Here is a 26,115-nt window from a genome sequence, read left to right on the forward strand (position 1 = left end):
CTCCTTAAGGTAACAAGCCTTTGACGTCGATCGGTTTGGCTTCGTTTTCCGCGTCGCCTTTGCCTTTGCCGTCAATTGCCATACCCGCCATGCGGTAGAAGTTGTACTCCGGATATTTACCCGGACCGGAGATCAACAGATCCTGTTTTTCGTACACCAGATCCTGACGCTTAAACTCACCCAGTTCGAAATCCGGGGTCAGCTGGATAGCGGTGGTCGGACAGGCTTCTTCGCACAGACCACAGAAGATGCAGCGTGAAAAGTTGATGCGGAAGAATTCCGGATACCAGCGACCATCCTGCATTTCGGCTTTTTGCAGCGAAATACAGCCTACCGGACAAGCTACCGCACACAGGTTACAGGCAACGCAACGCTCTTCACCGTCCGGGTCGCGCGTCAGCACGATACGACCACGGTAGCGCGGCGGCAGGTAGACCGGCTCTTCCGGGTACATCTGGGTTTCGCGTTTGGCGAAGGCATGCATGCCTATCATCCAGATACTGCGCACTGTCGTGCCGAAGCCAACGACAATATCTTTTAAAGTCATCTCAAAACCCCTTACTGCGCAGACAGAATCACTGCGGCGGTCGCCAGCAGGTTCAACAGCGTCAACGGCAGACACACTTTCCAGCCGAACGACAGCACCTGGTCATAGCGTGGACGCGGAAGCGCAGCACGAATCAGGATAAACATCATCATGAAGAACGCGGTCTTAATAGCGAACCAGATGAACGGCGGCAGGAACGGTCCGTGCCAGCCACCGAAGAACAGCGTCACAATCAGCGCTGATACGGTGGTGATCGCCACGTATTCACCCACGAAAAACAGACCGAACTTCATCCCGGCGTATTCGATGTGGTAACCATCGGCCAGTTCCTGTTCTGCTTCCGGCTGGTCAAACGGGTGACGGTGACACACCGCAACGCCCGCGATACAGAAGGTCAGGAAGCCAAAGAATTGCGGAATGATGTTCCACAAATGCGCCTGACTTTCGACGATAGCGTTCAGATTGAAGGAACCTGCCTGTGCCACCACGCCCATCAGCGACAGGCCGAGGAACACTTCGTAGCTCAGGGTCTGCGCGGAAGCACGCATCGCGCCGAGCAGCGAGTATTTGTTGTTACTCGACCAGCCCGCGAACAGCACCGCATACACCGCCAGACCGGCCATCATCAGGAAGAACAATAGACCGATGTTCAGGTCGGTGACCATCCAGGTAGGCGATACCGGTACGATGGCGAAAGCCAACAGCAGCGAAACAAACGCAATCACCGGGGCCAGAGTAAAGATAAAGCGGTCGGTAAAGGGCGGAACCCAGTCCTCTTTAAAGAACATTTTCAGCATATCCGCTGCTAATTGCAGCGAACCGCCCCAACCTACGCGGTTTGGTCCGTAACGGTTCTGCCAGAGGCCGAGCAGACGACGCTCGGCAAAACTCATAAAGGCACCGCAGGCCACCACCACCAGCAAGATGACGATGGCTTTGACGATGCTAATCAGGATGTCAATAACGTCCGGTGTCAGCCAGCTCATTGCGCCGCCTCCTGCAATTTGTCAATTTGCGCACCGGAGAGGAACGGCGGCACGCCCGGCATACCCAGCGGCAGACCTACCTGCCCCGCCTGCAACGCACTGGAGAAGCGCACCGGCAGACGCAGCGTTTCACCGGCACACACCAGCTCAACGGCGGCACCATTGTTGACGCCCAGTTTTTCCGCATCGGCCGGGTTAATGACCAGCGTGGCCGGAGCCATACGTTTCTGGAACACAGGAGAACGCTGGGTCATCTCCTCGCTACCAAACAGTTGATAGTAAGGGGCGACACGCCACTGGCTGCCACTAACGAAGCTGTCCGGAATCGCGCTGAACCACGGCAATGCACCTTCAGTAGCTTCAAACAGACGCACACCCGGATCACCATTACGCAGCTTACCGCCCACTTCGGCCTGGAATTTGTTCCATGCCTGCGGGGAGTTCCAGCCTGGCGCCCAGGCAAACGGGATCTGCGAACGGGCCGCTCCCGGCTGGTTGTTACCCTCCATCGAGAAGGCGAACATGGTGTCTTTATCTTGCGGCTGACGCGGTTCGTGCACGCTGATGTTGGCACGCGCGGCGGTACGGCCGCTGTAACGATGCGGTGAACGCGCCAGTTTTTGTCCACGAATACGGAAGCTGGCATCCGGTGCCGCGTCCTTGATACCTTTCAGTTGAGGCAGAGCAGCCACCGCAGCATCAATCACATGATCAAGCAGCGTCCAGTCAATCTGACGGCTTTCAACCGTGCTGTGCAGCGAGTGCAGCCAGCGCCAGCTCTCCAGCATCACCACGCTGTTGTCGTAGTAGGCCGGATCGAAAACCTGGAAGAAACGCTGTGCGCGGCCTTCGTGGTTGATCGAGGTGCCGTCGCTTTCCGCAAAGCTGGCACCAGAGAACACCAGGTTGGCTTTTTCCAGCGTGCTGGTGCGTTGATGATCGACCACAATCACGTTGGCTGCCTGAGCCAGCGCGGCGTCCACCGTCGCTTTTGGCGCGTGGCGGTAAAGGTCGTTTTCCAGCACCACCAGAGTGTCCGCTTCGCCTTTGCTCAGTTGATCCAGCGCGCTGTCCAGCGATGCACCCCCCATCAATCCAAGACCGATGCTGTTTGCCGCTGACGCCAGCAAGGTAATGCCGACATCCGCGCCGCGCGCTTTTAGCGCTTTCGCGACGTTAGCCGCCGCTTCAATCATGGCGGTGCTGCCCGAGTGGGTACCGGAGATAATCAGCGGCTTTTTCGCCCCTGCCAGCGCCTGTACCACGACGTCCAGCTTGCCGTCGAGAGCTTTGTCAAAGTTGCCTGGGGCTGGCGCGGATTCGTCCAGCGCATGCGCGATAGCAAAACCAAGACGCGCCTGGTCTTCCACCGGTGCACGGTAGCTCCATGCCGCGATATCATCCAGACGGGTTTCATCAACGTTGGTCACAAACAACGGATGTTTGGCGTGCTGACCAATGTTCAGGATCGCCGCAATCTGCCAGTCAGCGACTTTCTGCGCCGCCGCCATTTCGCGGGCTTTACCTTTAACTGCCTGACGCACGGACAGTGCGACACGCGCACCTACCTGAGTGAGATCTTCACCCAGCACCAGCACCGCATCGTAGCTTTCAATTTCACGCAGAGACGGAGTGTAGATGCCGCCTTCACGCAGCACTTTCAGCATCAGCTCAAGACGCGTCTGCTCACCAGCGGGCATACCGGTGGAGAAGTTTTCTGCACCCACCAGCTCACGCAGCGCAAAGTTGCTTTCAATGCTGGCGCGCGGTGAACCAATACCAATGACTTTTTTCGCCTGACGCAGCACATCTGCCGCCGCGTTCACCGCCTGTTCGGCATTCAGCGTGACCCAGTCATTACCGCGCAACTGTACCGGATGACGAGGACGATCTTTGCGGTTGACGTAGCCATAACCAAAACGACCACGGTCACACAGAAAATAATGGTTTACCGTGCCGTTGTAACGGTTTTCAATGCGACGCAATTCACCATAACGTTCACCCGGGCTGGTGTTACAACCGACGCTGCACTGCTGGCAGATGCTCGGAGCAAACTGCATGTCCCATTTACGGTTGTAGCGTTCGGAGTGAGTTTTATCGGTGAACACCCCGGTCGGACAAATTTCGACCAGGTTACCGGAGAATTCGCTCTCCAGCGTGCCATCTTCCGGGCGACCGAAGTAGACGTTGTCGTGTGCGCCGTAGACACCAAGGTCTTTGCCGTCGGCATAATCTTTGTAGTAACGCACGCAGCGGTAACAGGCGATACAGCGGTTCATTTCATGCGAAATGAACGGGCCGAGATCCTGATTTTGGTGGGTGCGTTTGGTGAAGCGATAGCGACGGAAGCTATGGCCCGTCATCACCGTCATATCCTGAAGGTGGCAGTTACCCCCCTCTTCACACACCGGGCAGTCATGCGGGTGGTTGGTCATCAGCCATTCCACCACGCTTTCACGAAACTCTTTCGCTTCGCCATCGTCGATGGAAATAAAAGTGCCGTCCGACGCCGGTGTCATGCAGGACATAACAAGGCGGCCGCGAGTATCTTCGGCATTCTGGAATTGCTTTACCGCACACTGGCGGCAGGCACCTACGCTTCCCAGCGCGGGATGCCAGCAAAAATAAGGAATATCAAGGCCCAGGGAGAGACAAGCCTGTAGCAGGTTGTCCGCCCCGTTCACATCATACTCTTTACCGTCTACATGGATTGTAGCCATAGTGAATATGCTTCCGTAAGGCCCGTCCTGAGACGAGCGTTAAACATCTCTTTCTTTCCCCCGCCGCGATGCTCTCGCCACAGGGTTATCCGTGTACGGCGGCTGATTACCAGCGCGCTTTCAGCAGGTTGGGCTGAATACCGCCAATAGCGCGGGTATTGCCAAACACCTGCGGCGCAATGCCGGCTTCAAACTCTTCACGGAAATATTTAATCGCGCTTTGCAGCGGCTCGACGGCACCCGGCGCATGCGCACAGAAGGTTTTACCTGGGCCAAGCTGACGGCAAAGTTGTTGCAGGGTTTCGATATCACCCGGCTGGCCTTGCTTTTGCTCCAGTGCACGCAGGATCTTCACGCTCCACGGCAAACCATCACGGCATGGCGTACACCAGCCGCAGGATTCGCGAGCAAAGAACTCTTCCAGATTGCGCACCAGCGAGACCATGTTGATCTCATGATCCACCGCCATCGCCAGCGCGGTTCCCAGACGACTACCGGCTTTACCAATGCTGGCAAATTCCATCGGCAGGTCGAGATGCTGATCAGTGAGGAAGTCGGTCCCTGCGCCACCTGGCTGCCAGGCTTTGAACTTCAGGCCATCGCGCATGCCACCTGCATAGTCTTCGAGGATTTCACGCGCGGTAGTACCGAACGGCAATTCCCAGACACCCGGATTTTTCACGCGGCCTGAGAAGCCCATCATTTTGGTGCCGGTATCTTCACTTTTTGAGATGTTCTTGTACCAATCCACCCCATTGAGGAAGATGGCAGGCACGTTTGACAGCGTCTCAACGTTGTTAACACAGGTCGGTTTGCCCCACACACCGGCGCTGGCCGGGAACGGTGGCTTGGAACGCGGGTTAGCGCGACGTCCTTCCAGTGAGTTGATTAACGCTGTCTCTTCACCACAAATGTAGCGGCCTGCCCCGGTATGCACGAACAGCTCGAAATCAAAGCCGGTGCCGAGGATGTTTTTACCGATAAAGCCCGCTTCGGTGGCTTCGGCAATCGCTTTACGCAGGTTAGCCGCTGCTTCGATGTATTCACCACGCAGGAAGATGTAGCCACGGTAAGCTTTCAACGCAAAGGCGCTGATCAACATACCTTCCACCAACTGGTGCGGCATTTGTTCCATCAGCAGGCGGTCTTTATAGGTGCCCGGCTCCATTTCATCGGCGTTACACAGCAAGTAACGGATGTTCATGGATTCGTCTTTCGGCATCAGGCTCCATTTCAGACCGGTGTTAAAACCTGCACCGCCGCGACCTTTCAGACCGGAGTCTTTTACGGCTGCGACGATTTCGTCCTGGCTCATACCTTTCAGCGCTTTTTCGGCACCGACGTAACCGTTTTTGCTGCGATATTCATCAATCCACACCGGCTGTTTGTCATCACGCAGACGCCAGGTCAGAGGATGCGTTTCCGCAGTACGAATGATCTGTTTGATGGTCATTGATACTGCTCCAGTAAAGTGGCGATACCTTCCGGCGTCAGATGAACGTGGGTGTCTTCATCCACCATCATGGTTGGGCCTTTATCACAGTTACCCAGGCAGCAAGTCGGCAGCAGCGTAAAGCGACCGTCCGGCGTAGTCTGGCCCGGTTTGATATGCAGGTTTTGTTCTAAAGCGGCCTGAATACCCTGATAACCGGTGATATGGCACACCACGCTGTCGCAGTAGCGAATCACATGACGGCCCACTGGCTGGCGATAAATCTGGCTGTAGAAGGTCGCGACACCTTCCACGTCACTGGCCGGAATTCCCAGCACTTCAGCAATGGCGTTAATCGCGCCATCGGGGACCCAGCCACGCTGTTTCTGCACGATCTTCAGGGCTTCAATCGAAGCCGCGCGCGCATCTTCGTAATGGTATTTTTCGTGCTCAATCGCGTGGTGTTCTGCCTCGCTCAGCACAAAGACCTCATTAGGGTCGATCGTTTGGATGGCAATTTTTTGATCGTGCATAATTAGCGGTCCACGTCTGACATAACAAAATCGATACTACCGAGGTAAACGATCAGGTCGGATACCAAGCTGCCACGGATCACCGACGGGATCTGTTGCAGATGCGGGAAGCTCGGCGTACGCACACGGGTGCGGTAGCTCATGGTGCTGCCGTCGCTGGTCAGGTAGTAACTGTTGATCCCTTTGGTCGCCTCGATCATCTGGAAGGATTCGTTGGCCGGCATTACCGGCCCCCAGGAAACCTGTAGGAAGTGAGTAATCAGGGTTTCAATGTGTTGTAGCGTGCGCTCTTTTGGCGGCGGCGTGGTCAGCGGGTGATCCGCCTTGAACGGCCCTTCCGGCATATTTTTCAGGCATTGCTCCAGAATACGCAGCGACTGCCACATTTCTTCCATTTTCAGCATCACGCGGGTGTAGGCATCGCTGATGCCCGCACCGACCGGAATCTCAAAATCGAAGTGTTCATAACCTGAATAGGGGCGCCATTTACGCACGTCAAAATCAAGACCGGTCGCGCGCAGACCCGCACCGGTGGTGCCCCAGGCCAACGCTTCATCCATGTTGTACGCGGCAACGCCCTGTGAACGCCCCATCAACACGCGGTTACGCAGCGCGGCTTTGTCGTACTCTTTCAGACGCTTAGGCATCCAGTCGAGGAAGTCACGCAGCAGACGTTCCCAACCTTTCGGCAGATCGTGCGCTACACCACCAATACGGAACCATGCCGGGTGCATACGGAAACCGGTGATGGCTTCCACCACGTCATAGATTTTCTGACGGTCGGTAAAGGCAAAGAACACCGGCGTCATCGCGCCGACGTCCTGAATAAAGGTCGAGATATAGAGCAGGTGGCTGTTGATGCGGAACAGCTCTGACAGCATCACGCGAATCACATTGACGCGATCCGGCACGGTGATACCCGCCAGTTTTTCGACCGCCAGCACATACGGCATTTCATTAACGCAACCGCCGAGGTATTCGATACGGTCGGTGTACGGAATATAGCTGTGCCAGGACTGACGCTCACCCATCTTCTCGGCACCACGGTGGTGATAACCGACATCCGGGACGCAATCGACAATCTCTTCACCGTCGAGTTGCAGAATGATGCGGAACGCACCGTGTGCAGACGGGTGGTTCGGACCCAGGTTGAGGAACATGAAGTCCTCATTGGCGGTGCTGCGCTTCATGCCCCACTCTTCTGGCTTGAAGGTCAGCGACTCCATCTCAAGGTCTTCTTTTTGCTTGGTCAGCGTGAAGGGGTCAAACTCAGTCGCGCGCGCCGGATAGTCCTTACGCAGCGGGTGCCCTTCCCACGTCTGCGGCATCATGATGCGCGTCAGGTGCGGGTGACCATCAAAAGTCATACCAAACATTTCCCAGGTTTCGCGCTCATACCAGTTGGCATTCGGGAAAATTTTGGTGATGGTTGGCAAATGCATATCGTTTTCAGACAACGCGACCTTGAGCATGATGTCGCGATTGCGTTCAATAGATAGCAGATGATAGAAAACGGAAAAATCCGCGGCAGGTAACCCAGCGCGGTTGGTACGTAAACGCTCATCCATGCCATGCAAATCATAAAGCATGACGTAAGGCTTCGGCAGCTTACGAAGGAATTCAACAATTTCCAGCAATTGTTCACGCTTCACCCAAACCACCGGGATGCCGGTGCGGGTAGCCTGAACGGTAAAGGCGTCCGGCCCAAAACGGTTACGCAGCTCGCCGATCACCGGGTCGTCCAGGTGATCCCGGGTTTGCCATGCAGGCTGAGCGAGATCTTGCGTGGTTAAATCTGTCATACGTTACTCACCATTCCGGCCTGTAATCAGGCACTCAAAAGAAGGCGTCAGGATGGCGGCACACATTAAATTGTGGTGTTCTGCTGCGGCCGTGGCTCCATCCGTGTACGGGTAGCTTAAACTTCGTCGGGTGTTCTCAGGTTGGTGACGGCAATGCGTTCACCGCGTTTTCTTTCGCGTTCCGACTGCATATTGGCGCGATACACACCCTGATCACCCACCACCCACGAGAGAGGACGACGCTCTTTACCGATGGACTCGCGTAACAGCAGCAGCGCCTGCATGTAAGCTTCCGGACGCGGCGGGCAGCCCGGAATGTACACATCCACCGGCAGGAATTTATCCACGCCCTGCACCACTGAATAGATGTCATACATGCCGCCGGAGTTGGCACAGGCTCCCATCGAGATCACCCATTTGGGTTCCAGCATCTGGTCATACAAACGCTGAATCACGGGTGCCATCTTGGTAAAGGGCGTACCGGCAATCACCATGAAGTCAGCCTGACGCGGGGAGGCACGCATAACTTCCGCACCAAAACGCGCCACGTCATGCACCGCAGTAAATGACGTGGTCATTTCCACGTAGCAACAGGAAAGGCCGAAGTTATACGGCCAGAGAGAGTTTTTACGTCCCCAGTTCACCATGTCGTGCAGGGCATGCTCAAGTTTGCCCATGTAGACGCTGCGGTGAACATGCTGCTCCAGAGGATCGGCGACAATCTCCTGTTTTTGCAGCGGATAGCGATCGTTATCGCCCCCGTTTGGGTCTACGCGTGTCAGCGTGTAGTCCATCTTATTGCCTCGCTTTTACTGCTTATGAGGATTGGTGTGGCTGTGACTGATCGGGATTGATTTGACGACAACGCGACGACGCGCAGGCGCCCAATCCAGCGCACCGATGCGAACCAGGTAAACCAGGCCTGCCAGCAGCACCAAAATGAAAATTGCGGCTTCGACAAAGCCGACCCAGCCGCTTTCGCGGATGGAGGTCGACCATGCGTATAAAAAGAGGGCTTCGACGTCGAAAATTACGAAGAACATCGCAACCAGATAGAATTTTGCGGAGAGGCGAATATGGGTGTCACCGACCGAGTCGATACCCGATTCAAACGGGGTGTTTTTGTAGCGCGCCCGGGCACGTCCACCTAACAACCAGCCACCGGTCAACATGAAGGCACAAAGACCGAACGCGATAACAATAAATACAATAAATGCCCAGTGATGAGCGATCACTTCAGTGGTTGTCGACATACTCTTTGCTTACTCATCAAAAGTGGCGCTGGCATCCTGCACTGTCGCAGCAAACACACCACATCGATTCAAGGGAAGGATAAAAAACCTTATAAACTTTGCTGTCATTATCAATTAAGCAGCAATTTTATGGGGTTTTTTACTCCTTTCTATAACCTTTTGTCAACTTTGACAAAAGTATCCAAACATTATTTTACATCCGCAGCATATTATTAACATACAAGGCCCGTTGCGCCAGCTAAATCGCTTCAGTTTGTGAGGTTAATTTCAGTGTAGCGGGAATTCACATGCATGGATCGTGCATTTAACAATCATATTTTGACAGGAATTAACCGGATTTCCTTGTCCTTTTCAGGGCTATTTTTTTGATCCAGAACACATAACAGTGCTTTTTGCTGTAAAAATCGGCAAAAGGGACAGGCAAACGCCCAGGAGAAGATGGCACGAAATGATAAAAGCGTTCCACTTAACATAAAAATGGAATGCATTTCATTTTTTTGGAAGACTGGGAATAATTTGGTGCTAATTTCGTCTGATATACCCAACAAAAATGACACAAAAAAAGCCTTAGCCGGTAAAAACCAGGCTAAGGCTTATTTATCGATGTTTTAACAATTGGCCGATGTTCTATTTGAGAACGATTATCGGCTCAAATTGTTATTACTCTTCATCATCCAGCAGCAGCGTACCATCCGGATTCGCACTCAGGTTGTACGGATCGTTAGTGGATTGCATAGCATTGAAAATCGCCAGCGCCAACTCGTTATCGCTGTCCGGGTTACGGCACAGCAGATATTGCGTATCCGGCAACACGGGCAAACCTTCAGCCGCTCCCATCACGCGCAGCTCCGGACTCATCATCTCAACCGGACGCGCCGTGACCCCAAGCCCGGCTTTAACCGCAGCACGGACCGCAGCCAGAGTGGAAGCGACGTAAGAGATACGCCACGGGATACCCGCTTCGTTCAGATGGTCAATCGCCATATCGCGATACGGGCTGGGCTCATCCAACAGCACCAGAGGAATCGCTTCGCCGCGCTGGAAGATGTAGTCAGCCGCGCAATACCACAAGGTCGGCGACGTGCGCAGTACCTGATGGGTGAAGTTACCCGGACTGGAGGTGGTCACCACCAAATCTACTTCGCCCTGGTTCAGCATTTCCATCATAAATGGATTGCGCTTCACGCGAACATCAATCGCCAGTTTCGGATAGACCGAGGTTACGCGATTAAGCAGGAATGGCAGGATGGTGTCGGAAGTATCATCAGAAGCGCCAATGGTCAGCACGCCCTGAATATTGCTGTACATCAGAGAGGTACAAGCTTCGTCGTTGAAACGAAGGATCTTTCTGGCGTAGCCCAGCAGTTGGATGCCATGCTCCGTCAGCAATTTATTACGTCCATGTCTGGCAAACAGCTCTTTACCTACCAATTGTTCCAGACGCTGCATCTGCTGGCTTACTGCTGATTGCGTTCTGCACACCGCCGCAGCCGCAGCTGCAAAGGTGTTCAGGTCAGCAACGGCGACGAAAGTTCTCAGCAGATCGAGGTCGAGATTCAGTATCGGACGATTTGCATTAGTCATGTTTTTCTTCACTTATAAGATTTTTTACAAACTACTACCCTGGTGTATTACCTTACTCATCATTGGGATAAGAGGTAATGGTGCTTAATGACAGCCCTGTGTGGAGACTGTCATGAAAAACTGTGTCAGGCGGATACCAACGATTACGTCACTCTGAAAACAGAGCAGCGGCGTCAATAAGACAGAACAACTTCTCGGGCCGAAAGCGTAAATCGCGCAAATGCAGGAAGCTGTGTAGTTGCCTGGTTTTCCGCAAAAAGGAGCTGCGGATCAAAAAATGATAACTGCGTGTTATGATGATGCGAAGAGGTAAACTGCATCAAATAATAAATTATACTTAATCATTTTTGCACCAGAAAGGGAAATGTTTTTATCAGAAACCTTGTAATTTTTGACCAAAACCCCTTTCCAGCACATCCTGCCACAATGCTGCTCATTTTTTAAGCCCTCCTGGTTCCTAAACTTGTCAGGGAAAGCTTAAGTTTCAGCGTAAATGCTCTTTATCGCAGGCCGCCAGCGGCTATCTGAACCAGGCCCATCTTTGAATTAGCCCACTGAAACTCGATGAGAATGAGGTGCATTTTCTAACGCCAGCAGAGGATGGGCCAATAACGGTTAACTATTCATCTTCTGACAAATATTTTTTAACTATTTCATCCTGTCGCTAATAATCCAATCCCGCAGTTGTGAATAAATTTTTTTTAATCACACCCTCATCATCTGGATTAAGGTGTTTACAGACCACCTCAACGCAACCAGCATTAAATTTCAACTTTCTTTACTTTGTTGGACAATTTAACCACCTTAATTAGTCTAAGATATCTTTTCCCCCAGGACTAGCTCGAAAAATTGCCAAACACGCCAAAACCTGAGGTGACCCTTCTTTTGTTACGGGGAGAGGAGTAAATTGGGCGGGTTTGTTTTTTGTGGCAGGTTAAATGGACTCTGCCCGTTAAGGCGGTAGCGATGAATTTTCAAATTGATAAATCCGGTAAGCTGGATAATGTCTGCTATGACATCCGTGGGCCGGTACTGAAAGAGGCGAAACGTCTCGAAGAAGAAGGCAACAAAGTTCTCAAACTCAACATTGGCAATCCTGCCCCGTTTGGTTTTGAAGCCCCCGATGAAATCCTGGTTGATGTGATCCGCAACCTGCCCAGCGCACAAGGGTATTGTGACTCCAAAGGTCTCTACTCGGCGCGCAAAGCGATCATGCAGCATTACCAGGCGCGCGAAATGCGCGATATGACCGTTGAAGATATCTATATAGGTAATGGCGTTTCGGAACTGATCGTGCAAGCCATGCAGGCATTGCTGAACAGCGGCGATGAAATGCTGGTGCCCGCACCTGATTACCCGTTATGGACAGCAGCGGTTTCGCTTTCCAGTGGTAAAGCGGTTCATTATCTGTGTGACGAGTCTTCGGATTGGTTCCCGGACCTGGATGATATCCGCAGCAAAATCACGCCGCGCACGCGTGGTATTGTGATCATCAACCCGAACAACCCGACCGGTGCGGTCTACAGCAAAGAACTGCTGCTGGAGATTGTCGAGATTGCGCGTCAGCATAATTTGATCATCTTTGCCGATGAGATCTACGACAAGATTTTGTACGACGAAGCCCAGCATCATTCTATTGCTGCGCTGGCACCGGACCTGCTGACCGTTACCTTTAACGGCCTGTCAAAAACCTATCGCGTTGCCGGTTTCCGTCAGGGCTGGATGGTGCTGAACGGCCCCAAAAAGCATGCCAAAGGCTATATCGAAGGTCTGGAGATGCTGGCGTCAATGCGCCTGTGTGCCAACGTACCGGCGCAACACGCAATCCAGACGGCGTTGGGTGGCTACCAGAGCATCAGTGAGTTTATCGCACCAGGTGGACGGTTATATGAACAGCGTCAGCGCGCCTGGGAATTAATCAATGACATTCCCGGCGTCAGCTGTGTGAAACCGCAGGGTGCGCTTTATATGTTCCCGCGTATTGATGCGAAAAAGTTCAACCTGTTCGACGACCAGAAAATGGTGCTCGATTTCCTGCTACAGGAAAAAGTACTGTTGGTTCAGGGTACTGCGTTCAACTGGCCGTGGCCGGATCATGTGCGTATCGTGACCCTGCCACGCGTTGACGATCTGGAAATGGCCATCAGCAAGTTTGGTCGCTTCCTGCAAGGGTATCGTCAGTAACCGCAGACGCGTATAGTTGTGGTATTTCGGGGAGAGTCCTCTCTCCCCGTTGTACGACAGGAACCGCTCATGACCCGAAGCCATTTTTTCGCCCATCTCTCCCGTCTCAAACTGATCAACCGCTGGCCGCTGATGCGCAACGTGCGCACTGAAAACGTCTCTGAACACAGCCTTCAGGTGGCGATGGTTGCTCATGCGCTGGCGATCATTAAGAACAAAAAATTTAACGGTAATCTCAATGCTGAACGCATTGCGATGCTGGCGCTTTATCATGATGCCAGTGAAGTGCTGACCGGTGATCTGCCAACTCCAGTGAAGTACTACAACGCGCAAATCGCTCATGAATATAAGAAGATAGAGAAAATTGCACAGCAAAAGCTGATTGAGATGCTGCCTCCTGAATTGCAGGATGCTTACCGCCCATTACTGGACGAACATCTGCACAGCGAAGCGGAACAGGCGGTGGTGAAGCAAGCCGATGCCTTGTGCGCGTACGTGAAGTGTCTTGAGGAGTTGTCAGCCGGGAACAACGAATTCCTGCTGGCAAAAGCGCGTCTTGAAAAAACCCTGGCGCAACGCCGTTCGCCAGAAATGGATTACTTTGTCGAGGTGTTCATTCCCAGCTTTAGCCTGTCACTGGACGAGATTTCGCAGGAAACGCCGCTGTAGCGGCGTGATTCACGGCGCGGTAAATCGCGCCGTTGCGAATTATGCTTTCAGCGACAGGGTAAAACCGCCCTTCCCATCACCGGTGACCACCAACGCTTCCAGCGTAGTCAGCGAAAAAGTTACATCGCTGAGACGTGGAGTATCGGCTGGGGCATTCACGGCGATCACCGCGCTTCCGGCATTCAGTCCCGCCAGCACGCCCGCAGGCGCATCTTCCACTACTACGCATTCACGCGCGCTCAACCCCAGTTTCTCAGCTCCCAGCAGATAGGCGTCCGGCTCCGGCTTGCCGCGTTTAACATTCTCAGCCGTGATAAAGACCGCGGGCGCAGGCAGACCGGCGGCTTTGTGGCGCGCATGAGCAACCGGAATCGAACCCGAAGTCACGATTGCCCACGGAATTTGCAGCTCGTTCAGCGTTGCCAGTAGCACCTGCGCGCCAGGTAAGGCTTGAACGCCATCAGTATCTGACGCTTCAATGCTTTCCAGACGCAAAAACTCCGCCTGAATCGCTTCCTCGCTCTGGCCCGCCATAAAATGACGTAACGACGTTATTGCCTGTTTGCCATGAATGAAGTTCAGAATGACGTCTGCCGTAAACCCATGACGTGCGCCCCATTGTGTCCACGCACGCTCTACGGCAGGCAGTGAATCCACCAGCGTGCCATCCAAATCAAACAGAAAACCTCTGTACGTCACTCGCTACTCCTTCTTCAGGCATTGAGAATTTGCGCAATCTCATTCGCGCTTAAATGGTACTGGCGGGGGCAAGTGTGCCACAACGCCAACATCCGTTGATATTTTTCCCACATCGGCGTTTGCGCATTAAAACCGTGGGTACCGGAATCGAAATGGGTATAACGCCCTTCGGTGTTAACCATAAAACGCACATAGCCGAGATAGCGCGCTTCCGTCGCGGCATCAAAGCCAAGAAAGGCAAGGCGACGCTCCTCGATCTGTGCCCCCTCTTTGAGATTGGACCAGGAGACATGCAACGCATGGTGCATCTCCATGATATCGATCAGGGTGCGGCAAGTTGCTTCACTCAGCTCGCCAAACTCTTTATCCAGTTCGCGCAGTTGCAGGCCATAGCCGCGTTCGATGATGGTTTGATAACGACGATAGCGCTCGGCATTATCCGGCTCAAGCATCGCCATCATTTTGTATTGATTCGACAGGATAAGCCGCTGTGCGTGGGTCATTTCCATGATGTTCTCCGGGGTCATTGCGACCGTTTAAAATTTAAACCAATGGAGAAATGATTGCACAACGGAAGTAATGCGGGTATGTCCGCACCACTTTTCTTTGATTTGACCCCGGATAAGCGGCAAATTCTGTCGCAGTTAAAAAGACGCTGCGATCAAAGATCGTCAAGAAAGGTACGATCGAGTTGCTTGAACGCGCGTTTTAACACATCCGCCAGCGCCTGATAGGTCGGCTTTCCTTCCACCGGGGCAATCGCCTGTCCGGCCTCTTCCAGTTTGGCGCGCACTTCATGGAACCATTGCAGTAAGGTTGGCGGAAGCGGTGTCATCGAACGTTTGCCCAGCCACCACAGCCCCTGCATTGGCAGGCTACAGGCGAATAATGCTGTCGCAACGGCTGGTCCCAGTTGCCCACCCATCGCGATTTGCCAGGTCAGGGTGAAGATAGCCAATGGCGGCATAAAACGAATAGAAAAACGCGTTGCCGTCACTACCCGATTTTCAGGAAAAACAGGTGCCAGGCGTTTATCAGCCGGCCAGGTCTTCATGTAATGCTGTCCGCGCTGAAATAAGCCGAACCAGCCAGGATTGCCCGTGTCATTCGCCATGATAGACCTCAACTATTCTTACAACATTTAAAATAAACTGATAACTACACAACTTTACGTGACATCCTTCAAAAGTTTTTGTCTTTAAGGGTGACACTGAGTATTCTGACGCCGTTTTAGCAACATTACCGGAAGCTACTGCTCAATTAAAGAACAGTTTAGAGCCATGTTTCGCTAAGCGGATTTCAAAAATTCGCGTAAAATTACCAAAATTTTTTGCGGAACGGTCTCTTTTTGACTACCGCATGATGTTAATCATTAATTTACCAGCTTTCATGGGCTACGCTGTTAGTCTGATCGCGTTATTTTTCGCCACTATTTAACCAATAGGTACTTCCATGTCGACGAAGTTAGTTCTGGTTCTGAACTGCGGCAGCTCCTCACTCAAGTTTGCCATCCTCAACCCCGCCAGCGGCGACGAATATCTCTCCGGTCTGGCTGAATGCTTCCATCTGCCCGAAGCACGCATTAAGTGGAAACTGGAAGGTAGCAAACAGGAAGCCCCTCTGGGTGCGGGTGCCGCGCATAGCGAAGCCCTCAACTTCATTGTTAAAACTATTCTGGCACAAAAACCAGAGCTGTCGGCACAAATCGCTGCAATCGGTCATCGCATCGTGCATGGCGGCGAACAGCTGACCCAATCCGTTGTGATTGATGAATCCGTAATCCAGGGGATCAAAGACGCTTCTTCCTTTGCTCCGCTGCACAATCCGGCACACCTGATTGGTATCGACGAAGCGATGAAAAACTTCCCGCATCTGTCTGACAAGAATGTGGCGGTTTTTGATACAGCTTTCCATCAGACAATGCCTGAAGAATCTTATCTCTACGCCCTGCCCTACAAACTGTATAAAGAGCACGGCGTACGTCGTTATGGCGCGCATGGTACCAGTCATTATTATGTGACTCAGGAAGCGGCCAAAATGCTGGATAAACCGGTAACAGAACTGAATGTGATCACTTGCCACCTTGGCAATGGCGGTTCTGTTTCGGCCATTCGCAACGGCGTGTGCGTTGATACCTCAATGGGTCTGACGCCGCTGGAAGGTCTGGTGATGGGTACCCGTAGCGGTGACATCGATCCGGCGATCGTATTCTTCCTGCACGACACCCTCGGCATGAGCGTGGATGCCATCAACAAACTGCTGACCAAAGAGTCCGGCCTGCTGGGTCTGACCGAAGTCACCAGCGACTGCCGTTATGTCGAAGATAACTACACCACCAAAGAAGATGCTAAACGCGCTATGGACGTGTTCTGTCATCGTCTGGCGAAGTATATCGGTGGCTACACCTCCCTGATGGAAGGCCGCCTCGACGCCGTGGTGTTCACCGGCGGTATCGGTGAGAATGCCGCGATGGTACGCGAACTGTCATTGCAGAAACTGGGGTTGATCGGCTTCGAAGTGGATCACGAACGTAACCTGGCCGCGCGTTTCGGCAAGTCTGGCTTCATTAACAAAGAAGGGACTCGCCCGGCACTGGTCATCCCGACCAACGAAGAGTTGGTCATCGCCCAGGACGCTGCGCGTCTTACCGCATAAATGCTTCTCTCCGTCAGCTCAGGCTGACGGAGTTGTTTTGAGCCATTGCAATACCAGAGAGGATATAACGTGTCTCGTACAATTATGCTCATTCCTACCGGCACCAGCGTCGGCCTGACCAGCGTCAGCCTCGGCGTGATCCGTGCGATGGAACGCAAAGGCGTGCGCCTGAGCGTATTTAAGCCTATCGCCCAGCCGCGCGCTGGCGGCGATACGCCAGACCAGACCACCACCATCATTCGTAAGAACTCCGCCATCCCAGCCGCCGAACCGCTGCTGATGTCACGCGTTGAGTCGCTGCTCGGTTCTAACCAGCAGGATGTGCTGATGGAAGAGATCATCGCCCGCTACCATGAAAACACCAAAGACGCGGAAGTGGTGCTGGTTGAAGGTCTGGTGCCGACGCGCAAACATCAGTTTGCCTCTGCGCTGAACTATGAAATCGCCAAGACCCTGAATGCGGAAATCGTGTTTGTGACCGCACTGGGCAACGATTCACCGGCGCAGCTGAAAGAACGTATCGAACTGACGCAAAGCAGCTTTGGCGGCAGCAAGAACAAAAACATCACTGGCGTGATCATCAATAAACTGAACGCCCCGGTCGATGAACAAGGCCGTACGCGTCCTGACCTGTCAGAGATCTTTGACGACTCCTCCAAAGCCAGCATCGCCAACATCGATCCGAAGCAGCTGTTTGCTGACAGCCCGCTACCGGTGTTGGGTTGCGTGCCGTGGAGCTTTGATCTGATCGCTACGCGTGCAATTGATATGTCCCGTCACCTGAACGCTGACATCATCAATGAAGGCGACATCCACACCCGTCGGGTGAAATCCGTCACCTTCTGCGCCCGCAGCATCCCGCATATGCTGGAACATTTCCGTCCGGGCTCCCTGCTGGTGACCTCGGCAGACCGCCCGGATGTGCTGGTTGCAGCCTGCCTGGCCGCGATGAATGGCGTAGAAATCGGTGCCATTCTGCTGACCGGCGGTTATCAGATCGATGAACGTATTGGTCGTCTGTGCGAACGCGCCTTCCAGACTGGCCTGCCGGTCTTTATGGTGAAAACCAACACCTGGCAAACCTCGCTCAGCCTGCAAAGCTTTAACCTTGAGGTTCCGGCTGACGATACCCAGCGCATCGAAAAAGTTCAGGAGTACGTTGCCAGCTACATCAACAACGACTGGATCGAGTCGCTGACGGCGACGTCAGAGCGCAGCCGTCGTCTGTCACCGCCAGCATTCCGCTACCAGTTGACCGAGCTGGCACGCAAAGCGGGCAAACGCATCGTACTGCCGGAAGGCGACGAACCGCGTACCGTGAAAGCGGCCGCAATCTGTGCCGAACGAGGCATCGCCACCTGCGTGCTGCTGGGTAATCCTGACGAGATCCAACGCGTTGCTGCGGCACAGGGTGTTGAACTGGGTAAAGGTATCGAGATTGTTGATCCGGAAGTGGTCCGTGGGAACTACGTGCCACGCCTGGTCGAACTGCGTAAGAGCAAAGGCATGACCGAAGTGGTCGCGCAGGAGCAACTGGAAGATAACGTGGTGCTCGGCACCATGATGCTGGAAAGTGGCGAAGTCGACGGCCTGGTATCCGGTGCCGTACACACCACCGCTAACACCATCCGTCCGCCGTTGCAGTTGATCAAAACCGCGCCGAACAGCTCACTGGTTTCCTCGGTGTTCTTTATGCTGTTGCCGGAGCAGGTGCTGGTGTATGGCGACTGCGCTATCAACCCGGATCCGAACCCGGAACAGCTGGCAGAAATCGCGATTCAGTCTGCCGACTCGGCCAAAGCCTTCGGTATCGATCCGCGCGTGGCAATGATCTCCTACTCCACCGGTAACTCTGGTGCCGGCAGCGATGTAGAGAAAGTGCGTGAAGCGACCCGTATCGCGCAGGAAAAACGTCCGGATCTGGTGATCGACGGTCCGTTGCAGTATGACGCCGCCATCATGGAAGACGTGGCGAAATCCAAAGCGCCGAACTCGCAAGTTGCGGGCCGTGCGACTGTGTTTATCTTCCCGGATCTCAACACCGGTAACACCACCTACAAAGCGGTACAGCGTTCCGCTGACCTGATCTCCATCGGGCCGATGTTGCAGGGGATGCGTAAGCCGGTGAACGACCTGTCACGCGGTGCGCTGGTAGATGATATCGTCTACACCATCGCGCTGACGGCGATTCAGTCACAGCAGGCTGAAGGTTAAAACGCTAAAGGCGTCCCGTGGGACGCCTTTTTTTGCGCGATAAATCGCGCATTACTGCATTATTGCAACATCACATCCAGCGCACGCAGATGCTGCGGCTGCCACGACAGCGTCACCTGTGCACCCGGCTGCCAACTCTTGTCCATCTTCGATGGCGACAGTTTCACCATAAAATTCCCCTGACCTGCTACGCTGGTCAACATCCGCACATGGTCGCCAAGATAAATAAACTGCTGGATCTGCGCCTGCACGATCTGATCGCCCTGCTCCGGTGCATTGACGTTGACGCGCTCCGGACGAATGCTGAGCTGGATCTTTTTACCCGGTGAACTGGGACGCACTTTTAACGCATCCAGTTGTGTACCGTCATCCAGTTTAACCTGATAGAAATCACCGTTCTGCGCCACCTGCGTTGCCAGCAAGCTGTTGTTTTCGCCGATAAACTGTGCAACGAAGGCGTTCTCCGGCTGCTCGTAAAGTTTATCCGGGCTGTCCATCTGCTGGATCATACCGTCGTTAAACACCGCTACCCGATCGGACATGGTCATTGCTTCGCTTTGATCGTGCGTCACATAGACGATCGTCAGGCCGAGCATATCGTGTAACTGTTTGATCTCCATCTGCATATGTTCACGCAATTGTTTGTCCAGCGCACCGAGGGGTTCATCCATCAACACCAGCTTCGGCTCAAACACCAGGGCGCGCGCCAGGGCCACGCGTTGCTGTTGTCCACCGGACATTTGCGCCGGGTAACGATCCGCCAGCGAGGTGAGCTTGATCATGTCAAGGATGCGATCCACACGGGATTTGATATCCGCTTTGTTCATACGCCGGATTGACAGCGGAAACGCGAGGTTCTCCGCCACGGTCATATGCGGGAACAGCGCATAATTCTGGAACACCATACCAATATCGCGCTGGTGCGGCGGCAACGTATGCAACGGTTTATCACGCAACAGAATCTCGCCATCAGTCGGCGTTTCAAACCCCGCCAGCATCATCAGACTGGTGGTTTTACCCGAACCGGATGGACCAAGCAGCGTGAGAAACTCCCCTTCCTCCACGTCAAGATTGAGGTTACGCACCACCAGCTTATCGCCGTCGTAACTCTTTTTTATGTTCCTGAAACTAACGAAATTTCTCATGACGTTCTCTCGTAATGCGTGAAGGAAATGTAATCCAGGCACGGTTCCTGCATGAACAAATTGAAAATGCACATGCTGGCGGCTCTTTTTTTAGCACTACCACATCGCATTTCAGGAACACAAGAGAAATTTGACAATTCAACTACAAAATTAGCCTGAATCAAAAATCGCAGGCTATTGTTTTCTATTGTCTTTTTAAAATGAAAGTTGCGAAAATGTTAAAAATAACTCAACTGCACTGATAACGTGCCCTGCACCGTGTCAGGGCAACATCGGATCACTGAGCAACAGGCGTGGTTTTAAGGTGATGTTGCAACCGTTGCAGAATCGGCGCGAAGGCGGTGGCCATCTGCGTTTCGTCAACACAGGCGTAGCCCAGCAGCAACCCGCGACGCAGCGTGCCGCGCTGGTAATACGACGACAACGGGCGCGTTAACACGCCGTTCTGCTCCAACTCCGCGCTGAAGGCCACATCGTCGATACTTTCCGGCAATCCGAGAATCAGGTGCAGTCCGGCGTTGCTGTGATGCACCACCCAGGACGCGCCCAGCGTTTCGCTGATCAACGCCACCAGCGCCGCGCGGCGGCGACTGTAAATCTGCCGCATGCGCCTGACGTGCGCAGCGTAATGCCCTTCGCGAATAAACTCCGCCAGCGTCAGTTGCACCAGACCGTAGCCGCCACGATACAACTCCGAATGGGCCATTTTCATGCGGGCCGCCAGCGGTTTAGGGACCACCATGTAACTCAGGCGGATACCCGGATAGAGCGTCTTGCTGAAAGTACCGAGATAAATCACCGGCGCATCCGGGGACAACCCCTGAAGCGCAGGAATCGGGCTACCCGCAAAGCGAAACTCGCCGTCGTAATCATCCTCAACCACCCAGCTACCGGTACTTTTGGCGCGATTTAATAACTCATGCCGGCGTTGCAGGCTCATCACCGCCCCAAGCGGATACTGGTGCGATGGCGTCACGCAAATCAGGCGCGGAGCAGGTCGGTCACTCTGCTCCGGCGGCAGCACCAACCCCTGCTCGTCCACCTCGGTGGGGATCAGCTCGATACCGTTAACCGCCAGCACATTGCGAATGCCCCAATAGCCCGGTTCTTCCACCAGCGCGCTATCGCCGGGATCGCACAGCATCTTCGCCAGCAAATCGAGCGACTGATGCGTCCCGGCTGTCACCAGCACCTGCTCTGCCGTGCAGTTGACCGAACGGATCACCCGCAGGTACTCAGCCAACGCCTGTTGCAGCTCAACGCAACCACCGTGGTTGGCGTAGCTCAGGGATTCCACCGGCAAACGACGGCTGATACGCAACTGGATTTTGCGCCAGATGTCGTGTGGCATGTAGCTGACATCCGGCACCCCCGGCATAAACGCCCCCCACTGGAACGCCCCGGCCCCACTTTGCGACAGCAGCCGCGTACCGCGCCGTGACAAGCGGATGTTGCTCATCGCACGCGGTTTGATGGCGGGTGCAGGTGCCACTTCCGGGCTCTCTTCAGGCAACACAAGGGTGACGAAGGTACCACTTCCGGTTCGCGTCTCCAGATACCCTTCAGATTGCAGTTTTTCATAGGCCGCCAGCACGGTATTACGTGATACCGACAGCTCGCGCGCCAGGTCACGGCTGGCGGGTAAACGCACGCCGGTGGCAATGGCCCCTTCCTGAATCGCCCCCTGCAAAACATCGTACAGGCGCTTCGCCAACGGGCCGCCGGAAAGCTGATTTAAACGCTGAAACAGCAGGTCACCCAGTAAGCTGCGCAAAATTGGTACCTCAAAATAAAAAAAACTGGCTCTGGATTATAAAACCCTGAAAACGCTAAAAAGCAAGCAGGGCAGTTTTCCGGCGTGAAATCAGCCGGCGAATCACATGATGAGGTTGAGCTATGAGTAACAGCGAATTACAGGCACGTCGTTTAAACGCCACCCCGCGTGGGGTCGGTGTGATGTGCGATTTCTATGCCGTGAAAGCGGAAAACGCCACGCTCTGGGATCATCAGGGCCGCGAATACACCGATTTCAGCGCTGGCATCGCGGTGCTGAACACCGGTCACCGCCATCCTAAAGTGATGGCAGCAGTGAAGCAGCAACTGGATTGCTTCACTCACACCGCATTCCAGGTCATCCCGTACGAGAATTACATCAGTCTGGCCGAGCGTTTGAACGAACGTGTACCGGTGGCCGGTCCGGCCAAAACCACATTCTTCTCCACCGGCGCAGAAGCGGTGGAAAACGCGGTGAAGATTGCCCGCGCTGCCACCGGACGTCCGGGTATCATCGCCTTCACCGGTGCGTTTCATGGACGTACCCATATGACCATGACCCTGACCGGCAAAGTGGTGCCTTACAAAACCGGTTTCGGCCCGTTTGCCAGCTCGGTATTCCACGCCCGCTATCCCAACGCACTGCATGGCCACAGCGTTGCCGCAGCACTGGAAAGCCTCGAAGCGATTTTCAAATGCGATATCAGCCCACAGCAGGTAGCGGCAATTATTTTCGAACCGATTCAGGGCGAAGGCGGCTTCAACGTCGCGCCGCCAGAGTTTGTCAGCGCGCTGCGCAAGCTGTGTGACCAGCACGGAATTCTGCTGATTGCCGACGAGATTCAGAGTGGGTTTGCTCGCACCGGTAAACTGTTCGCCTGTGAATACTACGACGTCAAACCCGACCTGATCACCATGGCGAAGAGCCTGGCAGGCGGCATGCCGCTGTCAGCGGTGGCCGGTCGCGCCGAAGTGATGGATGCCCCGCAACCGGGTGGCCTGGGCGGCACCTACGCCGGCAGCCCACCAGCGATTGCTGCGGCACACGCGGTGCTCGACGTTATCGATGAAGAACAGCTGTGCCAGCGTGCCAATCAGCTCGGCGCAAAACTTACCGAAACCTTACAGGGTGCCGGTTGTCGCGCACTGGTTGACGTACGTGGCCGTGGTTCGATGATCGCCGCAGAATTTAACGATGCGGCTGGCAAGCCGTCTGCCGATATCGCTCGTTCCATCCAGCAACAGGCGCTGGCTCAGGGGTTGATTCTGCTGACCTGCGGTGTATACGGCAACGTGATCCGCTTCCTCTATCCGCTCACCATTCCGGACGCGCAGTTCGACAGCGCCTTGCAACTGCTGACCGGCATTCTGGCAAAACACTAAGTCTCCCCCGGCGCATCGCTCCGTTCCAGCGCTGCGCCGGTTACCTGGCATAAAAGCTGCATTGCAAACACCACGCAGGTTCGCCTGCACATCAATAATAATTCAGGAGTTGTGGGATGGTTAAAAAGTTAGCTGTACTCATTTTCGCTACCATAGCACTGCAAGCACAGGCAGAAACCCTGACTGTGATCTCTTTTGGTGGCACCAATAAAGACGCCCAGGACAAAGCATTCTATAAACCGTTCACAGCCGCTGGCCTTGGCACCATTGACGCGGGCGAGTACAACGGCGAGATGGCACGTATCCGCGCGATGGTTGAAACCAAACAGGTTGGCTGGGATGTGGTGGAGCTGGAAACGCCGGAAGTGCTGCGCGGTTGCGAGGAAGGGCTGTTCGAAACTCTCGACTGGAACAAGCTAGGGAAAAAAAGTGATTTTATTCCCGGGAGCGTAAGCGAATGCGGTGCCGGGATTTTTGTCTGGTCGACCGTACTGACCTATGACGCCGACAAACTGAAAACCGCGCCGACCAGCTGGGCTGACTTCTGGGATGTGAAGAAATTCCCGGGTAAACGCGCGCTACGTAAGAGCGCCAAATATACCCTTGAAATCGCGCTGATGGCCGATGGCGTGAAGCGTGAAGATGTCTACAAAGTGCTGGCGACCCCGGCCGGTGTTGATCGTGCCTTCAAAAAACTGGATGAGCTGAAACCGAATATTCAGTGGTGGGAATCCGGTGCGCAGCCGTTGCAATGGCTGGTATCGGGCGACGTGGTGATGGCTTCCGCTTACAACGGCCGCGTTGGGACCGCGCAGGCTGAAGGTCACAACTTCAAAATCGTCTGGGACGGCGGCCTGTATGACCTGGACAACTGGGCCATCGTCAAAGGTTCGCAACATAAGGCACTGGCGGAAAAGTTTATCGCCTTTGCTAACCAGCCGGAAAACCAGAAAGTCTACGCCGAAAATATCCCTTACGGTCCGACCAATATTAAAGCCGGATCGCTGCTGGAACCTGCCCGTCTGAAGCAACTGCCAACCGCGCCGGATAACCTGGCGAAATCGGTACAGGTAGATGCCAATTTCTGGCTGGAGCATGGCGAAGAGCTGGAACAGCGTTTTAACAGCTGGGCCGCGAAGTAAGTAGTCCCGTAGCGGCGCGATTTATCGCGCGTTTTTTCCGGCACGACGCACAGCATTGCGCGATAAATCGCGCCGCTACGAATGAGTGCAGAAATATCAGTAAGGAGTCCGGCCATGAGCCAAAATCCCGTGTTGGATACCCCAGCACAATCGGCGCCCAACGCGCACGAACCGACACTGCGCCAGCGCCTGAACCGCAGTGAGTTTGCCAAAACCCGGCGTTCGCTGCTGCTTATTGCGCCGTTGCTGGTGTTCGTGGTGGTCTGCTTCCTCTTCCCGATTGGTTCGATCCTCAGCCAAAGCATCAATAACCCGGAACTGCCAGAGGCGTTGCCGCAAACCAGCAAAGCCTTACAGGCATGGTCGGGGGATGCATTACCGGACGAGCACCTTTATGCCCTGCTGGCGAAAGAGTTAATCGCCGCGCGCGATCAGGGACAAATCGCCAGTGTGGCGAAGCGTCTCAGCTACGAAGATGCCAGCTATCGTCGCCTGATCCTGGCCGTTCCACGTCAGGCACCGGCCGATGGTGTTGATGTGAAGAACACCCTGATTGCCAAACAGCCGCTGTGGGGAGATATCACCACCTGGCGCACGCTGCAACGTGCCGCCAAACCTCTGACCAGCCTGTATCTGCTGTCGGCCTTTGACCGTAAAGTCGATGCCAAAACCGGTGCTATCGTCAGCCAACCCGCTGACCAGGCGCTGTACGTAAATGTACTGCTGCGCACCTTATGGATGGCGACGGTGGTGACCCTGTTGTGTGTCGGTATCGGCTATCCCCTCGCTTACTGGCTGGCGAAGCAGCCGTCAGGCCGTGCCAACCTGTTGATGATTCTGGTGCTGCTGCCGTTCTGGACCTCGCTGATTGTCCGTACCGCCAGTTGGATTGTGCTGCTGCAATCGGGCGGGCTGATCAACCGGGCGCTGATGGGGGTTGGCCTGATCGATCATCCGCTGACGCTGGTGTTTAACCGCCTCGGTGTCTATATCTCGATGACCCATATTCTGCTGCCGTTTATTGTGCTGCCGCTGTATGCAGTGATGAAAGGCATTTCACCCAGTTATATGCGTGCCGCCATCTCCCTTGGGGCGCATCCGTTTCTCGCTTTCTGGCGCGTGTATGTGCCGCAAACCTTCGCGGGTATCACCGCCGGTGCGCTGCTGGTATTTATGATGGCGATTGGTTATTACGTTACCCCGGCGCTACTCGGCGGTCCCGACGACCAGATGGTCAGCTACTTTGTGGCCTTCTTTACGAACAGCACCATGAACTGGGGCATGGCCGCTGCACTCGGCAGCCAGTTGCTGATCATCGTGATGCTGCTGTACATCGTCTATGTTCGTGTTACCCGTACCCCCGCTGAAGCGGCGGCGCGTTAAGGAGTGGCGAA

Annotated in this window: 21 protein-coding genes; 7 read left to right on the plus strand and 14 right to left on the minus strand. The window is 54.3% G+C overall.

All coding sequences use genetic code 11. The annotated features are described in order from the left end of the window. Positions 1 to 4: 4 nt before the first annotated feature. The 9 genes from nuoI to lrhA form a co-directional block, all read right to left on the minus strand. Positions 5 to 547: an NADH-quinone oxidoreductase subunit NuoI gene (gene nuoI, locus AC6I8N_RS13985; RefSeq protein ID WP_013509879.1), complete on the minus strand. Its 543-nt coding sequence runs from the start codon at positions 545 to 547 to the stop codon at positions 5 to 7. 11 nt (positions 548 to 558) lie between these two features. Next, positions 559 to 1,533 (minus strand): NADH-quinone oxidoreductase subunit NuoH, encoded by a 975-nt coding sequence (gene nuoH / locus AC6I8N_RS13990; RefSeq protein ID WP_021185071.1) that lies wholly within the window; start codon positions 1,531 to 1,533, stop codon positions 559 to 561. Next, a complete protein-coding gene (nuoG, locus tag AC6I8N_RS13995; protein ID WP_497829313.1) occupies positions 1,530 to 4,253 on the minus strand; it encodes an NADH-quinone oxidoreductase subunit NuoG in 2,724 nt (907 codons plus the stop codon). Before nuoG ends, nuoH begins: the two co-directional genes overlap by 4 nt. A gap of 106 nt (positions 4,254 to 4,359) precedes the next feature. Next, on the minus strand, positions 4,360 to 5,700 hold the full coding sequence (gene nuoF / locus AC6I8N_RS14000; RefSeq protein WP_152521892.1) for an NADH-quinone oxidoreductase subunit NuoF: 1,341 nt from the start codon (positions 5,698 to 5,700) through the stop codon (positions 4,360 to 4,362). Positions 5,701 to 5,702: 2 nt separating this feature from the next. Beyond that, the gene (gene nuoE / locus AC6I8N_RS14005) at positions 5,703 to 6,218 is read right to left on the minus strand and encodes an NADH-quinone oxidoreductase subunit NuoE (RefSeq protein ID WP_497829314.1); all 516 of its coding nucleotides are present in this window, start codon (positions 6,216 to 6,218) and stop codon (positions 5,703 to 5,705) included. Between the two features lie 2 nt (positions 6,219 to 6,220). Further along, entirely contained in the window at positions 6,221 to 8,020 is a 1,800-nt protein-coding gene (nuoC, locus tag AC6I8N_RS14010) for an NADH-quinone oxidoreductase subunit C/D (protein WP_021185074.1), read from the minus strand. 116 nt (positions 8,021 to 8,136) lie between these two features. After that, positions 8,137 to 8,814, minus strand: coding sequence for a NuoB/complex I 20 kDa subunit family protein (locus AC6I8N_RS14015; RefSeq protein ID WP_013509885.1), 678 nt, complete (start codon positions 8,812 to 8,814; stop codon positions 8,137 to 8,139). A gap of 15 nt (positions 8,815 to 8,829) precedes the next feature. Further along, positions 8,830 to 9,273 carry an NADH-quinone oxidoreductase subunit A gene (locus tag AC6I8N_RS14020; RefSeq protein WP_021185075.1) on the minus strand — a complete coding sequence of 148 codons (444 nt, stop codon included), beginning with the start codon at positions 9,271 to 9,273 and terminating at the stop codon, positions 8,830 to 8,832. A 660-nt stretch (positions 9,274 to 9,933) separates the two neighbouring features. Beyond that, positions 9,934 to 10,857: a transcriptional regulator LrhA gene (gene lrhA / locus AC6I8N_RS14025; RefSeq protein ID WP_007889314.1), complete on the minus strand. Its 924-nt coding sequence runs from the start codon at positions 10,855 to 10,857 to the stop codon at positions 9,934 to 9,936. 966 nt (positions 10,858 to 11,823) lie between these two features. On the opposite strand from lrhA, the gene AC6I8N_RS14030 reads away from it, so the two are divergent. Both AC6I8N_RS14030 and yfbR read left to right on the plus strand, forming a co-directional pair. Next, positions 11,824 to 13,041 carry a pyridoxal phosphate-dependent aminotransferase gene (locus tag AC6I8N_RS14030; RefSeq protein ID WP_013509888.1) on the plus strand — a complete coding sequence of 406 codons (1,218 nt, stop codon included), beginning with the start codon at positions 11,824 to 11,826 and terminating at the stop codon, positions 13,039 to 13,041. Positions 13,042 to 13,110: 69 nt separating this feature from the next. Beyond that, complete coding sequence (yfbR, locus tag AC6I8N_RS14035; RefSeq protein ID WP_021185076.1) at positions 13,111 to 13,710, plus strand: 5'-deoxynucleotidase; 600 nt, start codon at positions 13,111 to 13,113, stop codon at positions 13,708 to 13,710. Positions 13,711 to 13,749: 39 nt separating this feature from the next. Here yfbR and AC6I8N_RS14040 read toward each other — a convergent pair whose 3' ends face one another. From AC6I8N_RS14040 to yfbV, 3 genes are all read right to left on the minus strand, one after another. Then, the gene (locus tag AC6I8N_RS14040) at positions 13,750 to 14,409 is read right to left on the minus strand and encodes a sugar phosphatase (RefSeq protein WP_208723915.1); all 660 of its coding nucleotides are present in this window, start codon (positions 14,407 to 14,409) and stop codon (positions 13,750 to 13,752) included. Positions 14,410 to 14,423: 14 nt separating this feature from the next. Then, positions 14,424 to 14,918 carry a YfbU family protein gene (locus AC6I8N_RS14045; protein WP_021185078.1) on the minus strand — a complete coding sequence of 165 codons (495 nt, stop codon included), beginning with the start codon at positions 14,916 to 14,918 and terminating at the stop codon, positions 14,424 to 14,426. A gap of 152 nt (positions 14,919 to 15,070) precedes the next feature. Beyond that, positions 15,071 to 15,523 carry a terminus macrodomain insulation protein YfbV gene (gene yfbV / locus AC6I8N_RS14050; protein ID WP_036626815.1) on the minus strand — a complete coding sequence of 151 codons (453 nt, stop codon included), beginning with the start codon at positions 15,521 to 15,523 and terminating at the stop codon, positions 15,071 to 15,073. A 338-nt stretch (positions 15,524 to 15,861) separates the two neighbouring features. Between yfbV and ackA the strand changes: the two genes are divergently transcribed. Together ackA and pta are read left to right on the plus strand one after the other, a co-directional pair. Beyond that, positions 15,862 to 17,064 carry an acetate kinase gene (ackA, locus tag AC6I8N_RS14055; protein WP_208723914.1) on the plus strand — a complete coding sequence of 401 codons (1,203 nt, stop codon included), beginning with the start codon at positions 15,862 to 15,864 and terminating at the stop codon, positions 17,062 to 17,064. Between the two features lie 69 nt (positions 17,065 to 17,133). After that, positions 17,134 to 19,278, plus strand: a complete 2,145-nt coding sequence (gene pta / locus AC6I8N_RS14060; RefSeq protein WP_208723913.1) for a phosphate acetyltransferase — start codon at positions 17,134 to 17,136, stop codon at positions 19,276 to 19,278. Positions 19,279 to 19,337: 59 nt separating this feature from the next. On the opposite strand, the gene AC6I8N_RS14065 is transcribed toward pta, so the two are convergent. Further along, positions 19,338 to 20,423, minus strand: coding sequence for an ABC transporter ATP-binding protein (locus AC6I8N_RS14065; protein ID WP_013509895.1), 1,086 nt, complete (start codon positions 20,421 to 20,423; stop codon positions 19,338 to 19,340). Between the two features lie 277 nt (positions 20,424 to 20,700). Next, the gene (gene pdxR / locus AC6I8N_RS14070) at positions 20,701 to 22,197 is read right to left on the minus strand and encodes a MocR-like pyridoxine biosynthesis transcription factor PdxR (protein ID WP_497829315.1); all 1,497 of its coding nucleotides are present in this window, start codon (positions 22,195 to 22,197) and stop codon (positions 20,701 to 20,703) included. Positions 22,198 to 22,319: 122 nt separating this feature from the next. Between pdxR and AC6I8N_RS14075 the strand changes: the two genes are divergently transcribed. The 3 genes from AC6I8N_RS14075 (at position 22,320) to AC6I8N_RS14085 (ending at position 26,104) form a co-directional block, all read left to right on the plus strand. After that, the gene (locus tag AC6I8N_RS14075; protein ID WP_208723911.1) at positions 22,320 to 23,579 is read left to right on the plus strand and encodes a 4-aminobutyrate--2-oxoglutarate transaminase; all 1,260 of its coding nucleotides are present in this window, start codon (positions 22,320 to 22,322) and stop codon (positions 23,577 to 23,579) included. A gap of 116 nt (positions 23,580 to 23,695) precedes the next feature. After that, positions 23,696 to 24,721 (plus strand): ABC transporter substrate-binding protein, encoded by a 1,026-nt coding sequence (locus AC6I8N_RS14080; RefSeq protein ID WP_497829316.1) that lies wholly within the window; start codon positions 23,696 to 23,698, stop codon positions 24,719 to 24,721. Between the two features lie 114 nt (positions 24,722 to 24,835). Then, positions 24,836 to 26,104, plus strand: coding sequence for an ABC transporter permease (locus AC6I8N_RS14085; protein WP_497829317.1), 1,269 nt, complete (start codon positions 24,836 to 24,838; stop codon positions 26,102 to 26,104). Positions 26,105 to 26,115: the final 11 nt, after the last annotated feature.

It is taken from the genome of Pantoea sp. X-Soil-TKNS-1279 (genome assembly GCF_059730565.1).

What these genes read in the sequence shown, in the direction of transcription:
- nuoI (WP_013509879.1), bottom strand. Translation starts at nt 547, where the DNA reads ATGACTTTAAAAGATATTGTCGTTGGCTTCGGCACGACAGTGCGCAGT.
- nuoH (WP_021185071.1), bottom strand. Translation starts at nt 1,533, where the DNA reads ATGAGCTGGCTGACACCGGACGTTATTGACATCCTGATTAGCATCGTC.
- nuoG (WP_497829313.1), bottom strand. Translation starts at nt 4,253, where the DNA reads ATGGCTACAATCCATGTAGACGGTAAAGAGTATGATGTGAACGGGGCG.
- nuoE (WP_497829314.1), bottom strand. Translation starts at nt 6,218, where the DNA reads ATGCACGATCAAAAAATTGCCATCCAAACGATCGACCCTAATGAGGTC.
- nuoC (WP_021185074.1), bottom strand. Translation starts at nt 8,020, where the DNA reads ATGACAGATTTAACCACGCAAGATCTCGCTCAGCCTGCATGGCAAACC.
- AC6I8N_RS14015 (WP_013509885.1), bottom strand. Translation starts at nt 8,814, where the DNA reads ATGGACTACACGCTGACACGCGTAGACCCAAACGGGGGCGATAACGAT.
- AC6I8N_RS14020 (WP_021185075.1), bottom strand. Translation starts at nt 9,273, where the DNA reads ATGTCGACAACCACTGAAGTGATCGCTCATCACTGGGCATTTATTGTA.
- lrhA (WP_007889314.1), bottom strand. Translation starts at nt 10,857, where the DNA reads ATGACTAATGCAAATCGTCCGATACTGAATCTCGACCTCGATCTGCTG.
- AC6I8N_RS14030 (WP_013509888.1), top strand. Translation starts at nt 11,824, where the DNA reads ATGAATTTTCAAATTGATAAATCCGGTAAGCTGGATAATGTCTGCTAT.
- yfbR (WP_021185076.1), top strand. Translation starts at nt 13,111, where the DNA reads ATGACCCGAAGCCATTTTTTCGCCCATCTCTCCCGTCTCAAACTGATC.
- AC6I8N_RS14045 (WP_021185078.1), bottom strand. Translation starts at nt 14,918, where the DNA reads ATGGAAATGACCCACGCACAGCGGCTTATCCTGTCGAATCAATACAAA.
- yfbV (WP_036626815.1), bottom strand. Translation starts at nt 15,523, where the DNA reads ATGGCGAATGACACGGGCAATCCTGGCTGGTTCGGCTTATTTCAGCGC.
- ackA (WP_208723914.1), top strand. Translation starts at nt 15,862, where the DNA reads ATGTCGACGAAGTTAGTTCTGGTTCTGAACTGCGGCAGCTCCTCACTC.
- AC6I8N_RS14065 (WP_013509895.1), bottom strand. Translation starts at nt 20,423, where the DNA reads ATGAGAAATTTCGTTAGTTTCAGGAACATAAAAAAGAGTTACGACGGC.
- AC6I8N_RS14075 (WP_208723911.1), top strand. Translation starts at nt 22,320, where the DNA reads ATGAGTAACAGCGAATTACAGGCACGTCGTTTAAACGCCACCCCGCGT.
- AC6I8N_RS14080 (WP_497829316.1), top strand. Translation starts at nt 23,696, where the DNA reads ATGGTTAAAAAGTTAGCTGTACTCATTTTCGCTACCATAGCACTGCAA.
- AC6I8N_RS14085 (WP_497829317.1), top strand. Translation starts at nt 24,836, where the DNA reads ATGAGCCAAAATCCCGTGTTGGATACCCCAGCACAATCGGCGCCCAAC.